At 36.1% G+C, this 14240-nt stretch carries 10 protein-coding genes; 4 read left to right on the top strand and 6 right to left on the bottom strand.

The annotated features are described in order from the left end of the window. Positions 1-40: 40 nt before the first annotated feature. The 4 genes from EHQ49_RS17965 to EHQ49_RS17950 form a co-directional block, all read right to left on the bottom strand. Positions 41-922 carry an Ig domain-containing protein gene (locus EHQ49_RS17965; protein WP_135581282.1) on the bottom strand — a complete coding sequence of 294 codons (882 nt, stop codon included), beginning with the start codon at positions 920-922 and terminating at the stop codon, positions 41-43. Between the two features lie 226 nt (positions 923-1148). Next, positions 1149-1838, bottom strand: a complete 690-nt coding sequence (locus EHQ49_RS17960; protein ID WP_135581280.1) for a LytR/AlgR family response regulator transcription factor — start codon at positions 1836-1838, stop codon at positions 1149-1151. A gap of 15 nt (positions 1839-1853) precedes the next feature. Next, positions 1854-2756: a VIT1/CCC1 transporter family protein gene (locus tag EHQ49_RS17955; RefSeq protein WP_135581278.1), complete on the bottom strand. Its 903-nt coding sequence runs from the start codon at positions 2754-2756 to the stop codon at positions 1854-1856. A gap of 91 nt (positions 2757-2847) precedes the next feature. Then, positions 2848-4659, bottom strand: coding sequence for a 7TM diverse intracellular signaling domain-containing protein (locus tag EHQ49_RS17950; RefSeq protein ID WP_135581276.1), 1812 nt, complete (start codon positions 4657-4659; stop codon positions 2848-2850). A 570-nt stretch (positions 4660-5229) separates the two neighbouring features. Between EHQ49_RS17950 and EHQ49_RS17945 the strand changes: the two genes are divergently transcribed. After that, complete coding sequence (locus EHQ49_RS17945; RefSeq protein ID WP_167483028.1) at positions 5230-7269, top strand: delta-60 repeat domain-containing protein; 2040 nt, start codon at positions 5230-5232, stop codon at positions 7267-7269. 42 nt (positions 7270-7311) lie between these two features. On the opposite strand, the gene EHQ49_RS17940 is transcribed toward EHQ49_RS17945, so the two are convergent. After that, positions 7312-8559: a lactonase family protein gene (locus tag EHQ49_RS17940; RefSeq protein WP_244241545.1), complete on the bottom strand. Its 1248-nt coding sequence runs from the start codon at positions 8557-8559 to the stop codon at positions 7312-7314. Between the two features lie 441 nt (positions 8560-9000). On the opposite strand from EHQ49_RS17940, the gene EHQ49_RS17935 reads away from it, so the two are divergent. Continuing rightward, positions 9001-10041 (top strand): alpha/beta hydrolase family protein, encoded by a 1041-nt coding sequence (locus tag EHQ49_RS17935; protein WP_135581272.1) that lies wholly within the window; start codon positions 9001-9003, stop codon positions 10039-10041. A 10-nt stretch (positions 10042-10051) separates the two neighbouring features. Here the strand turns inward: EHQ49_RS17935 and rocD are convergent, their stop codons facing one another. Next, positions 10052-11260 carry an ornithine--oxo-acid transaminase gene (rocD, locus tag EHQ49_RS17930; RefSeq protein WP_135581270.1) on the bottom strand — a complete coding sequence of 403 codons (1209 nt, stop codon included), beginning with the start codon at positions 11258-11260 and terminating at the stop codon, positions 10052-10054. A 105-nt stretch (positions 11261-11365) separates the two neighbouring features. Between rocD and EHQ49_RS17925 the strand changes: the two genes are divergently transcribed. Next, positions 11366-12685: a proline dehydrogenase family protein gene (locus EHQ49_RS17925; RefSeq protein ID WP_135581268.1), complete on the top strand. Its 1320-nt coding sequence runs from the start codon at positions 11366-11368 to the stop codon at positions 12683-12685. Next, positions 12675-14237: an aldehyde dehydrogenase family protein gene (locus EHQ49_RS17920; protein WP_135581266.1), complete on the top strand. Its 1563-nt coding sequence runs from the start codon at positions 12675-12677 to the stop codon at positions 14235-14237. The genes EHQ49_RS17925 and EHQ49_RS17920 overlap by 11 nt, the downstream gene beginning before the upstream one ends. The last annotated feature ends 3 nt before the right edge of the window (positions 14238-14240 follow it).

The raw sequence follows: 14240 nt of genomic DNA, 5'->3' as shown, positions 1-14240 counted from the left end.
GAAAGGATTTCCGCTACAATCGCTGGCGCTTTTTTCTTCATTAAAATCCACATTTTAAATCCGTTTCACAAGCGAACTGACTTATAAAACATACAGAAGAGTTAGCACAACTATGTGGTGTAGAACCACGACATATCGATGTCTCTGCAATCGATTTACAAATACGACTTTTTTTATCCTCTTCAGAAAGAACAATTAACTGAACCGAAGAGGAAAGTTTTGTTTCTGGATTCTTTTTTAATCGTGCAACCACGGTGTAAGATCGAAACTGATTTTCTGTACTTATCGTCGGCATTCCCTTGATTTCACCGGTATCCGGATGTAAATGAATACCAACAGGCAATGGAGGCGACGAAACAAATTCTACTTCACCTAATGTTTGCAAGATTTCCCAAACATTGGTCGAAAATATAGGAATAACCGGAGAGAACGGCTGACCTAAATCCAATTTCAAAGTCCGAACCGAATAATCAAAAGAACCAAGACAAGGTATGGAAATGGGGTGATTGTTTTCCTGATTAGGGGAAGATCTTAAAACTAAGGAAGAATCGGGACACCGAAAAAGGGAAACAATTATTTTTGATTCAGTCACTTCCGTAAATTCCAAAAACTTCTCGAATCCTTCGCCGAACAATTGACCCACTGTCAAATGCCTTAAATTTTCACCTTCTATTAAAAATTGAGAATTTTCTAATACCACATTCGGAGCAACAGAACGAACGCTATATGATCCTTCAAGAGTAGAATCGGAAGAGTCCGGCATTTTTTTCTCTGCTGTGAAAGTAGACACAATCCCAAGAAGATGAGTAACCCAAGATCCACTCTGATGCGCTTCCTTTGTGAAACAACTCAAAGTAAAAAGAAAAATTAAAACCAAAGAACAATCCTTCAGTGTAATAGGGAAAATGTTTTTTTTTGCCATTGTGACCACCTCTACCGAGAGATGGGTAAAAAAGAGTGAGGTTGGACAAAAAAAATCTGAATACAAAAAGATTAATCTGATAAACAAATGAATCAACAAAAACAAATAAAATATTTTTTGATCATGTTATGCGAGTATTAATAGGTTTTGAGTGATAAAAAGTATACTTCAGCACGATCAACATCAAAAATCGAACAGTTACAATAATAAGGTTTTATAGATACATTTACAATTTTGCTTTCAGCTCTTTATAATAATTTCTACCCATTTTCAGTTTTGTTCCCGTATTCAGCTCCAATTGGTAAGAACCACCAGCAGAAGTTTTGATTTTATTTATTTGTTTGGAATTCACTATATACGAACGGTGAATTCGTAAAAAATGGGCAGGTAATACTTTCAAAATAGAATCTAAACTTTTGTTGTGAACCAACATCTCTCCATTTTTTTGGAACACCTTAACACGTTTATCAAAGGACTGAACATATAGAATATCCTTTGTTGCAATTAAGTTTAGGCGATCATCTTGTTTGATCCCAATGTATCTCGTTTTTGTCTGTCCGTTGTTAGTTTTGTATTTCTCCAGGGCTTTTGTAATTCGATCTTTTGAAATTGGTTTGGGAACAAAATCCAAAACTCCATATTCAAAAGCTCTGATAGCCTCTGCCGTATTTCCTGATGTGATGATTGTCAAAAAAGAAGCAGCCGAAGCCTCTTGTAACAAATCAAAACCTATATCACCATCTAAATTCAAATCCAAAAACAACAAATCAATTTCGTTTTCCTGAATGAAACACTGGGAACCAATTAGGCTTTTTTCGATTCGTAGAGATGAAATTTTACTTCCCAGAAGTTCACGTAACATTCGTTCTAAACCCCGAGCCGCAACAATTTCATCTTCTACGATTAAAATTTTCAAAATCCAATCCTACCTTTAATATTGTTCCAATCTGTATTGTACGTTAGATAGATTTACAAATACACCAATCATTGCTTGATACGAATTTAATGTACGCATTGAAAATTGATCAGCTTTCAAAAATTCTCTGTAATAATCCACTTCTGCTTTGATTCCAAAGTATCGGCCTAAATAAATATTTAAACCTGCGCCCGCACCAACAATACTCCCAATCCCACTTGTGATCTGATTACTATAAACAAATCGGTCATGTGTTAAACCAGAATGTGCTTCCCCAGTAAACGAAACAACACCAGCCCTTGCGACAAGATAAGGATCAAAGAAATTTCTGGGAACAGGATGGTATGTTGCAAGAAAACTCATAGAATTACCACGGTAAATGGTACGTTCTCTCGGAATCGGATCAACATATTCTTTATAATAAGATAATCCAGGGATTACATCTTGTCTTTTGGCATTCATCGAATTTTGCATCACAGTAAACCCTAGACCGATTTTTTCTTTCCATCCATATTCAAAATCAAACTGAGAAGCAACACCAGGAGTATATGTTGGTTTAAAATACAAACCGGGCTGATCATTTCGCATCGAACTTTGCGGATAATAATCCTGGCCGACTTCTTTTGTTACAACCTTATATTGGAGAGAATTATCATAGTTTTTTTCATGACTAATGAAAGATCCGCTAGGTGCCAAGGTTCCTCCGCCCATAAAACTAATTAAAAATGCACCTTCATAAAAACCTGGCGGGTATTTTAGTTTTGCGTAATATTTTTCCAACTCTGCATTGTTTTTTTGAGTTTCTTCTGAGACTTGGTTTATGATTGGTTTGTCTTCTTTTTTAATGAGAGGATCTGCAAAGCTGATCTTTGCGGATAACAAAATCAATGTTACTACTGTTAGTTTTTTTGTATTCATACCTATATCCTTGGGGATAGATTAAAGGTATGATGAGAATTTACAAAAATAAAGGAGCGAAACGCACTAAACTAGCGTGAGACGCACAGAATCATTCCATAAGTGTGATGGTATTTTCCCATCCACCTGTGACCATCTTGGAAGAAAAATCCCATTTATTCGGAAACGCTTCCTGTAATCTTGATTTTATATATTTGATACCAGTCCCGAGTGAATCCGACTTTGTTGTTGGAAGACCATCATTAAAAAGAATGAATTTTGTCTTATTTTTGTCCTTTTTTTTCTTTAAGGTGAAGGTTCCTGAATTTTTACCTTGATAACCATGTGTTAGTCCGTTTTCAACCAATGTCAGTAGAACAATCGGAGGAATCAAATCTTTGGCACTGATACCTTCTGTTTTGAATTCAAACTTCGATTCCTTTCTAAGACTCATAATTTCTAAATAACGTTTACAAATACTAATTTCTTCGTTAACGGAAATGGTTTTTTTATTTGTTAACTTTAAAATGGCTCTTAATTCATCAGAAAGTGCACTTAGCAACTGCTTTGCTGTTTCTGGATCCTCATCCAACCAAATAATTGTAGCATTGATCGAATTTAATAAAAAATGGGGATGGATATTGTTTTTTAACAATTCTACTTCAAGTCTTGAAGATACTAACTTTGCATCTTGTAATTTGACTTTATAAGATGCCATACGCCTTTCGGCTCTATTTTTTTCGGAATTAGTGAGTTTGATTTTATAAGCAAGTCCCAAGGATAGTAAACACATCTCAATAGCGGAACCTGCTTGAAGCCCATACTCAGTAACTATATTTGCAGGTAAAATACCAAATCCCTTTAGCGAATAAATGCCGACACCAAACAAAAGTGCAACCCAAGCAATTAAAAAATACCGGGCCGGCTTGTATCCTTTGTCCCAACAAACAACCGCTACAAGAAATACAGAGAGCGCAAATAAAATAACCAGTGAGGCCAATAAATATATATTCACATAATATGAAAAAACGAAGGAAGATAACATTAAAAATAACATCAATCCCATTAAAACAAATATGATTATATCCCAAGTAGGTGTATTTTTTTTGGTGTTTAGAAAACTTCTTGTAAACTGAAGCCCCCAAAACAGGGAAAAACCTCCGACAAAAGGCAAACTGATATTGGCCCAATGTGGTGAGTTAGGCCAAAATATTTGAAAAGCTAGCCCATTCAGTACTGACTGAGAAAGGCCATAAAAACTAATATATAAAAGATAATATAAATAACCTAAGTCCCTCAACATAAACAAAAGAATTAAATTATAAATCACTAATACAAAGAGAATTCCATAATAAATCCCGAGTGATAAATTTTCCTTTTCTTTGAGTTTCAAAAACCTCTCATGTGAATAAACAGTAATCGGAAATTGTACAGTTCCTTCACTTTCAAATCGAAAATAATATTTTTTACTTTTTTGAGAGCCGAGTTTAACTGGAAATATAAAACTTTTTTCTTCCAACGGTCTTTGGGAAAATACATAAGAATCTCCGGTGATGATCTCTTTCCATGTTTTGTCGTTCGATTCATAAAACTCGATTTTATCTAGTAATGGATAAGATACATGAATGAACCAATCTCGAACATTAGATTCATTTTGTAGTTCAAACCGAACCCAATATATATTTTTTGTGAACCCAAAATTTGGGGAAAGAGATTTACTTTCATAAAATAGATTGGATTTTCGAACCTCTTCAAATTTCAGATTGTTATCAGGTGTTAGGGTAAGGATTTCCATATGGAAACCAATTGGATATTCACCAGTTCCATTTTTTAAAATGGTTGTAAATCGAGACTGGTTAGGAAAGGCAGAAAGCGAAAATCCACTTAAAAAAATTAAAATTAAACTAAGCCGAACACAGGACATTTTGACAAAATTTACTCTATTTGAGTTAGGTTGTAAAGTAAAAGATTCCGTTTGGTGTTAAATGATTCGAACTGTTTTCGATCTTGAAAGAGAAAAATAAAAAAGTTTCCCCGATCATACACTCTCATTGAGGAATCATCGAATCTTATTCTTTTCAATGTTCCCACCACCTACTTTAGAGAGAATCAATTACTCTTTAGGAAATTCCTAAAAAGTCCCCAAACAAATTACTTAATTTAGAAAATTTTTGACAGCACTTAGATTGATTTGAATCTAAATACAAAATAACAGTTGTCAATGTTCTTGGATCCCAAATCCTCCCATTGTAAGGACCAAATGATGATGCGACTGGCAAAATTTTCCTATCTGATATTTCTTATTTGTTTCATTGTCATTTGTAAACCAGCAGAACTGTCCAATCCCTGCGATCCAAAATCGGAATCGTATATAACATCTTCCATACTTAGGTTTTTAACCAATGACAATTCCCCGTCTTGCCTGCCCGGATTTCCAAAACCTCCCACCTGGGGGGTCCATAGTGACTCCTTAACCAATGTTGAAGTTTTAGGTATGGCCATTCATAACAATAAACTTTATTTAGGTGGCATTTTTCAATTCTTAGGTCCAAATACTGGGGGAGCAGCCATTTTAAATACTGTGGATGGGACTTTACTGGATTCCAACTCCTGCCCTTACTTAGAATTACTTAGTTTTAGTAATGTAGCCATTTCTGATGAAAGGGGCGGATTTTATTTAGCAGGGAATTTTAGCCATCTCCAAGGAATCGCAAAACAAAGTTTAGTTCATATCCAATCCAACTGTAAGTTGGATACAAATTTTGATGTGGGAACCGGATCCGGTGGATCAGACATTAGAGATTTACTCTTAGTAGGTGAAAAGATCTATATTGCTGGAAGTTTTTCTACCTGGAACGGATCATCTCGCCAAAACCTCGCAGCAGTCAATCGTATTACAGGCGTTTTAGATACAACGTGGGTGCCTAGTGCCGATGCAACCGTTGAATCAATTCTTGGAGATACCGATGGAATCTTTATCGCCGGACAGTTTACAAGTATTAATGCAAGTGGCATTGGTAGGTTAGCTAAAATTTCTTATGATACGGGTTCCACTTACGGAAGTTTTTCTGCTAATATCTCTGCCGGAGCGATTCGGACCATTGCAATAGGAAGAGATGTTTCAAACAATAAAGTAATTTATGCAGGGGGAAGTTTTACTGCAGTCTCCCCGGCCAATGTCAAAGCTTTTGAAATGGATGGAAACATGTCAGCTTGGAATCCTGCACCAAATGGATTAATCAATGATATTGCAGTTTTAGGATCAAAAGTATATTTAATTGGAACCTTTAACCTATTGGGCTCCACTGCGAGAATCAATTTTGCTGCCGTTGATAATACAGGCACTGTTGGTGGTGAGGATTTAGGACTTAGCGGTAGTGATACCATTGCCTCCATCACTGAGTTTGGTGGTAAAATTTATATGCTGGGAAATTTTACTTCCATCGGTGGTAAATCGAGAAGACATGGATTCTCCGTAGATCCTTCCAATGGAAAAATTTCCGATTGGAATCCAAGTTTTACCACTGGTTTTTCCTACCCAAATGGAAAAATCGCATTTTCATCTGACGGAAGTAAGGTGTTAGTTCCAGGGAGTTATTACAGTGTCAATGTGGTAGAACGTAATGGATTTGGATCTATTGATTTAAACACAGGAAAACCAACAGACTTCAACCCTCAATTGACAGGGACTGCGATAAGAAGTTTACATGTTCGAGATCATCTTTTGTACGCAGGAGGACAATTTACTTCTGTTTTAAATAGTTCTAGAACTAATTTTTTTATTTTAAATTTAAACACTCTGAATCTAGAAGGCCCCGCACCCACATTTAACTCCAACGTCGAATCCATCACTACTGATGAAAATTATATCTATGTCGGCGGAAGTTTTTCAAATGTGGCAGGGACAGCACGTTCAAATATCGCACGTTTGATGTTAACAAATGGAACTCTTGATAGTTGGAATCCTATTGGAGATGGAAACGTTTCATCCATCCACCTATTAAAAGATAAAGTGTTTGTTGGAGGATCATTCACAAATATAGGTGGATCAAATACATCCTATATCACATCACTGAATCCAATAAACGGTATCAACTTACTGTTTCCATCAGCGACAAGTTTTCCGAATGCTTACGTTTCTACCATTGCCACTTATCAAAACCAATTGTTTATTGGTGGAAATTTTACTATAGTAGGTGGACAATCCACTTCTCGATTTAGTTCATTTGACCTTACTACTGGTTCCTATTCCAATCAATTGTTGACTACGGATAACATAGTATCCACTATAAGTATTGGAGAAAATGGCAAAGGAATGATCGGTGGTTATTTTACAACCATCAATGGATCCACAAAAGAAGGATTTGTATATTATGATTTTCTAAACGGTAGATTATTAAATTCCAACGTCCCTTCCTCAGGTGATGTATACAAATCTTTCGCAGTAAAAAATACACATTACTTCGGAGGTAAAATCAACCAAGTGAACAATCGACCGAAAGGTGGATTTTACTTTGTTGAACTAAACAATTAACTATGTCCGAAAGTTGATAGACTATGATTCTTGATTTTAGTTTCAATAAGAAACTATTTCTATCGAAAATGGATTGGTCCCAGCAGTCACAGGAAATCCAACAAGTGGTGTAAGAGACCCATCTCCATTGATTGAATAACCTGAAACATTTCCTCCTTGTGTATTGGAGGAATATAAAAACTTCCCACTTGGATCAATACCAAGTCCAATCGGACTAAATCCTGATGAAAACGGAGAGCCACTAACAGACGTTAATCCTCCCGTCAATGAATTGATAACATAAGCAGAAATGGTTCCTTGGCCTGTGCCACTATTGGCAACATAAACAAATCGATTGAGAGGGTCTACAATGGTATACCCTGGTGCAATACCTGCAGAAATACTAGTTTGGATAGTAAGACCACCGCTACCTCCATCTCTCACAAATGGAAACACATCTTGTGAAAAATAATTGGCCCCATAAACAAACTGATCATTGGCAGAAATGGCAAGGGAAAGGTTGTTTTGACTTGTCTGATAAACGTTAATAGAAGTGAATCCTCCTGTCGCCGAATCGAATGAGAACGCCTGAACTCCAGACATATTTCCGCTACCACCAGTAAGGGCGGCATACAAATGCCTACCCAGAGAATCAAAAACAAGTTTTCCAACAGCACCAGAAGTTGGATTGGATGTATTCGTAGCGGGCGGTATGGTGGAAATGTTTCCAGTGGAATCAATGGCCATTCGATGGATCTGCTGAGTGGTTTCCGAACTCGCAAATAAATATTTCCCATTGGGATCTAAAACCAAAGAATAAGGAGTAGAACTAAGAACCAGATCAGAATGTTTTACGGATAAGACACCCGTATCCGGATCAAGACTTAGTACAGAGACCGAAGTATTACCGACGTTAGCAACATAGACAGTGTTTCCTGCTGCATTGGTTACAGAATAACGAGGACGATTTGTCAACGCAAATGGTGAGCCAGCCACTTGCGATAGTTCGCCTGTGTTAGGTTGGATCCGAAAAACATTGATGTTACTAGTTGCTGTGGACACACCGACATTGGTAACCAATACAAAACGGGGAACCTTGGTTCTTCCAAAGAAAGGGTTTCTAATATTCGCACCACAAAATTGCGTATTTTCACTAGTTCCCAAAAGAAGAATCAAAGTTTGGAAATAGGACGAACCGTTCGGGTCACATTTAGAATTGAGTGCAGAAGGTTGGCATTGAAACAAAAACGCTGCGACAATAACAATAGAAAGAATCTTTTTACTGGGACTCATCAATTCCTTTCGTTTCAAACCTCATTCCTTTTCCATTGGCAGAAAGTTCTTTCTGATAAAAATAAATACAAAGGTTATTCCTATATATTTCAAAATTCTATCAATTTATTTTTCAAAATTCGAAAGGAGAATGAACCAAAAAGGCAGGTTCATTTTTTTAATAAATGGGGCGTTCCCCATTGGTTCGTCGTTTATCAAATTTGTTTATGACTGGGTCGGGCTCTCCAGGGGTGCGCCTTCGCTCCCGTCCGCAAGAAGCGGACCAAGCCCTTCTGATCCCTAACGCGAAAAATCATCCTATACATAAAATCTCATTTAGATTACAAAACAAAATATTTAGTTCGGTAAATCAAAGTAAAACTGATTGTTTGTTTGTATTAAAAATGGATTTCGATTGATTTCAAACATCGTTTTTAGAATGTTTCTGATAAAGAACATCACTTTAGGCAAACTAAATCAATGAATCAATTAACAGCTTGGGGAAAATCAATCCAATTCTTATTAGGGTTACAAAATCAGGATGAAACCTTACCTGATGTTAAAGAAATTCAGATCCCCATACGTAACGGTAACTTGCGTGCAGATTGGTACACACCAAAAACAAAATCATTAGGAACCATTGTTACAATTAATGGATTGGCACCTTTAGGAAACCGTGACCCCAGGTTTATCATTGTCAACAAAAGTCTAAGTAAACTTGGTTATACAGTCATCAGTCCCTTCTTCGAAGAAATTTGTGATTATAAAATTTCACTTCGTAACATCGATGACATAAAAGATTCGATTCTTTATATCTCCGGCAAAAAGGAAATTAGTCCCACAGGAAAAGTATCTATTTTTGCACCATCTTTTTCTGGTTCTTTAAGTCTCATCGCCGCAAGTGACAAACAAATTGCAGAAAGAATCAATACCCTTTGTGCGATTGGAGCCTTTACCAATGTAGATGATATCATTGGCAATTTGTTCGCAAACCAAAACTTAGATGAATATGGTCGCATGATCCTACTTTTAAATTTTCTTCCTTTATCTATTGGAGAAAACAAAAGTTTATTCAAAGCTATTAAACTTGCCATTTTAGACAATTACTACAAATACAAAAACAATCTTCTAGAACCTCATTATTCAAAAATGAAAAAAGCAGATCGCGATTTTTTTGAGAATTTAAAATATGATAGTGCATTCCGAATGAAACATTGGGAAATCATCTTAAAGAAAGGTGGCAAAAATCGCAACCTATTGACAGCACTATCTGTTACTAATTATATCCATTCACTCAATTTACCCATTTTGTTAATTCATGGAACTACGGATGATGTGGTGCCAGCAAACGAGTCCTTATTACTACATCAAAAACTCGTAGCTCTGGGTGTTGAATGTAAACTCTGTATTACATCACTGATCTCCCATGGAGACACAGGTTTTAGTTTTAAGACATTACTCGAGGTGCCAAAACTGATTAGTTCATTTTCATTTTTTTTCTTAAAAGCATATGATAGATAATTGTTACTGATCAAAACAAATCAATCGCAGCTTTAATGATTTCTAATGCTTTTTGCATCTCTTGTTTCCGAATCACAAGAGGAGGTGCAAAACGAACTGTATTTTTGTGAGTTTCTTTAACTAAAATTCCTAACTTCATCAGTTCCAAACATAAGGTTTTGGCATCCACTCTGTCGGTAAATTGAACTGCATTTAAGAGACCTTTACCACGAACAGAATGAACCAAAGGATGTTTCCAGGCTTCAATTGTTTCTCGAAACAAAATTCCCATTTCTTTCGAATTTTCGGACATTTTTTCTTCTAAGACCGTTTTCACTGCGGTCATCGCCACTTCGCAAGCTAGTGGATTTCCACCAAATGTAGATCCATGTTCCCCTGGTTTTAAAAGTAATAGAACTTCATCAGAACCTAACACACAAGATACGGGCATCATTCCACCAGAAAGTGCCTTACCAAGAAGCAACAAATCAGGTTTAATCTGAGAGTAATCGGAACAAACAAGTTCTCCCGTTCTACCCAATCCTGTTTGTATTTCATCAACGATCAGCAGAACATTATGAATTTTACATATTTTTTTTGCTTCATTTATATAATTCTCATCAGGAACAATGACACCAGCTTCTCCCTGAATGGCTTCCACCATAAAGGCCGCAACATTTTTGTCGGAAACTGCTTTTTCCAAAGAATCCAAATCATTGTAAGGTATGATTTCATAACCAGAAAGGAAAGGCCCGAAATCATTTTTACTTTTTGCATCCGTGGATGCGGATATAGCAGCAATCGTCCTACCCCAAAAATTTCCTTCACAGAAAATAATTTTTGCCTGGTTTTCAGGTATTTTTTTCTTTTGATAACCCCACTTTCTCGCTAATTTAACAGCAGTTTCGCCAGCTTCCACTCCTGTATTCATGGGTAACACTCGATCATATCCGAAAGTTTGAGTCATAAATTCTGTAAATAACGGAAGTTTATCGTTATGAAATGCTCGGGATGTTAGGGTAAGTAATGCTGATTGTTTTTGAAAAACTTCAACGATCTTTGGATGACAGTGGCCTTGGTTCACAGCGCTGTATGCTGAAAGAAAATCAAAATATTTTTTTCCTTCGATATCCCAAAGATAAATTCCTTCCCCTTTGGTGATGACTACCGGTAGAGGAGAGTAATTAAAAGCACCAAACTTAGATTCTTTTTCGATATACAAATCTGTTAATTTTCCCATTTGGAAATAAAAACATCTAACTTATTGTTTACAACTCCTTTCAGATTTTATAATCTCATTTTTTACAGAATTAAAAGTTTTAGGATCGAATTTGGTTGTTACATTATGTTTACAAAACAAATGCAAGATGATGATAAAGAAATTCTTTCCATTGCCAAAACAATTGATGCCAGCGGTGGCTCTTTATATCAAAAATTTATATTTTTTATATCTTCCAAAATAATTTTTTTTGGTTTTCGTTACCCAAAACTAAAATTACAAATTTTTAAATTTATCGATGTTCTTCCTTCTCTCGAACCCAAAAAAATCTATCGTTATTTTAAAATTTACTTATTTGATGAAGATACAGAAATTCCTGTATTCTTAAAATCATCCATTCACTTTCTAATCCATATCCTTTTCTTAGATTTGATAGTTTCCTTTTTGATATTAAAAATTGTAAAAATCTTTGCTAAATTATTTATTCTGACCGATTCACCTCGAAATTTAAAAACAACAAACGTGACAACACGACCTCGCACCTACGATATTTTAGGTGAACTTGCCCTCTCTCCAAAGGAAGCAAAAGAATATCTCAAACAATATTCGGAACTAATAAAAATTCTACCAGAAGTCCATCCAGAGATAAATTCCAAACTAAGAACTAATATTTCCATCAAATGTTCGGGAATTGAAACAAGGCTTTATCCAGAAGCCGAAGAAAAAAGCATTCAGTATTTGAAAGAAGCACTTCGACCCATCCTTCGTTCCGCAATGAACAAAGGAATTGGAATCAATTTAGACATGGAACAATATGATCTTAAATCGATCATCACTCAAACTGCAAAGGATCTATTTTTAGAACCGGAATTTCAATTTTATCAGCATTTTGGCATCGTTGTACAATCTTATCTAAAAACATCTAAAGACGAATTAGTTTTGTGGAAAGAATATACAAAACGTAGAGGAACCCCCATCACCATTCGACTTGTAAAGGGAGCTTATTTGGAATACGAACGGATCAAAGCAGAGGAACGTGGGTGGACATCTCCCGTGTTTGATACAAAAAGAGAGACCGATATCAAATTCGAAGAGAATGTCTTATTTCTATTAGAATCATATCCTTATCTTAGATCTGCATTTGGAACACATAACCTTCGTTCACTTTCATTTATCCTATATCATACAACAAAAAAATCTATTTCTGATTTTGAAATTCAAATGTTGTATGGAATGGCTGGGAAATACAAGGCCAGCTTAGACTCCATGGGAATTGGTTTACGAGAATATTCACCTATCGGGGCTTTACTTCCAGGAATGGCCTATTTGATTCGTAGATTATTAGAAAATACATCCAACCAAGGTTTTTTGTACCAAATGAGTTTGGGGAAAAATTTAGACTCTTTAATGAGTAACCCTAAAGAGGAAAGTTTGAATGGAATTTAAAAATGAAACGATCAGAGATTTTTCCATTGAGAAAGAAAGGAATGCGATTCGTTCTGCATTAAACTCAATCGAAAAATCATTACCTTTTGAAATTCCTATCTCTATTGGAAGGACAGAAAAATTTTCGGCAAATCGTTTTGTCCAGAAAAACCCTTGGTCTCCAGAACTTGTGGTCTCTCGAGTTTCTTATTCCAATGTCCATGATTTAGAGGAAACAATTCAAATTTCCAAAATGAATTGGGGACCGTGGAAAGAACGTCCGCAACAAGAACGGTCCACCTTACTCATGAAAGTTGCCGAAAGATTAGTCAGTAAAAAAGATTTCATTATTTCTGTCTGCATTTGGGAAACAGGAAAACAGATAACGGAAGCAGAAATAGAATTTGCGGAGGCCGTAGACTTTTGTCGTTACTATGCAACAATTGCCAATGATCAATTGTCACCCAAAAACATAAATTTACTCGGTGAAGACAATTTGTATTATTACCAACCAAAAGGGATTGTGAGTTCCATTTCCCCTTGGAATTTTCCTATGGCTATTTTTACTGGAATGTGTGCCGCACCTCTTGTAGTCGGAAATATTGTACTAGCAAAACCAGCAGAAGAAACATCGGCAACGGCTTTTGAGATTACCAAATGTTTTTGGGAAGCAGGAATACCAAAAGAAGTTCTTCATTTTTTACCAGGCCTTGGATCCGAAATTGGAGAAGCCATGGTAACCCATCCAGAAGTAGCGGTAGTCAATTTCACAGGTTCAAGAGATGTAGGGCTTTCCATTTTAAAAGCAGCTTCCCTAGTTTCCCCCAAACAACGTATGATCAAAAAAGTGATCTGCGAATTAGGTGGAAAAAATGCAATGATTGTGGATGCAGATGCTGATTTAGACGTGGCAATCCAATCCATCATTCCTTCTGCATTTGGATTCCAGGGTCAAAAATGCAGTGCCCTCTCAAGACTTTATGTACATAATGATTGTTACAATAAACTGAAAGAAAGATTAATCGCAAGTTTGGATGGTTTACTCATTGGTTCACCTCTCGATTTCGCAAATCGAATTGGCCCAGTCATTCATGAAGAAAGTTATTTAAGGCTTCTCCGTTTACAAAAAGAAAATGAAAAGTTTTTAACAGGAATTACTTCTTTGTATCCTAAGGAAGGATTTTACGTAGCACCAAGTCTGTATGAACCTCCTGAAGATTCAGAAATGTGGAATTCTGAATTTTTTGGACCGATACTTGCGATGCAAAAAATTTCTACTTTCGCAGAAGGAATTCAACTCGCAAATAATTCTGATTATGCGCTTACTTGCGGTGTTATCTCTAGAAATCCAAAACATATATTGGAGGCAAAGTTAAAAATAGATGTTGGGAATTTATATATCAACCGCGGAATTACTGGAGCTATAGTCCATAGACAACCGTTTGGCGGAGGTAAACTATCAGGTACTGGCGCAAAAGCGGGAGGACCTGATTACTTACATCTTTTCGTAGAAGGAAAAACATTTACAGAAAATACAATGCGCCAAGGGTTCTCGAGAGATACACTCCAATAAAAG

This window comes from Leptospira perdikensis, assembly GCF_004769575.1.
GTDB classification, from domain to species: Bacteria; Spirochaetota; Leptospiria; order Leptospirales; family Leptospiraceae; genus Leptospira_A; species Leptospira_A perdikensis.
Note: the sequence above shows the minus strand (reverse complement) of the source record. Positions and strands in the feature narration are given on the sequence as shown.

Excerpts from the sequence above, each read along its gene's own strand:
- EHQ49_RS17925 (WP_135581268.1), top strand. The coding sequence starts at position 11,366 with ATGTTTACAAAACAAATGCAAGATGATGATAAAGAAATTCTTTCCATT.
- EHQ49_RS17935 (WP_135581272.1), top strand. The coding sequence starts at position 9,001 with ATGAATCAATTAACAGCTTGGGGAAAATCAATCCAATTCTTATTAGGG.
- EHQ49_RS17920 (WP_135581266.1), top strand. The coding sequence starts at position 12,675 with ATGGAATTTAAAAATGAAACGATCAGAGATTTTTCCATTGAGAAAGAA.
- rocD (WP_135581270.1), bottom strand. The coding sequence starts at position 11,260 with ATGGGAAAATTAACAGATTTGTATATCGAAAAAGAATCTAAGTTTGGT.
- EHQ49_RS17950 (WP_135581276.1), bottom strand. The coding sequence starts at position 4,659 with ATGTCCTGTGTTCGGCTTAGTTTAATTTTAATTTTTTTAAGTGGATTT.
- EHQ49_RS17955 (WP_135581278.1), bottom strand. The coding sequence starts at position 2,756 with ATGAATACAAAAAAACTAACAGTAGTAACATTGATTTTGTTATCCGCA.
- EHQ49_RS17945 (WP_167483028.1), top strand. The coding sequence starts at position 5,230 with ATGGCCATTCATAACAATAAACTTTATTTAGGTGGCATTTTTCAATTC.
- EHQ49_RS17965 (WP_135581282.1), bottom strand. The coding sequence starts at position 922 with ATGGCAAAAAAAAACATTTTCCCTATTACACTGAAGGATTGTTCTTTG.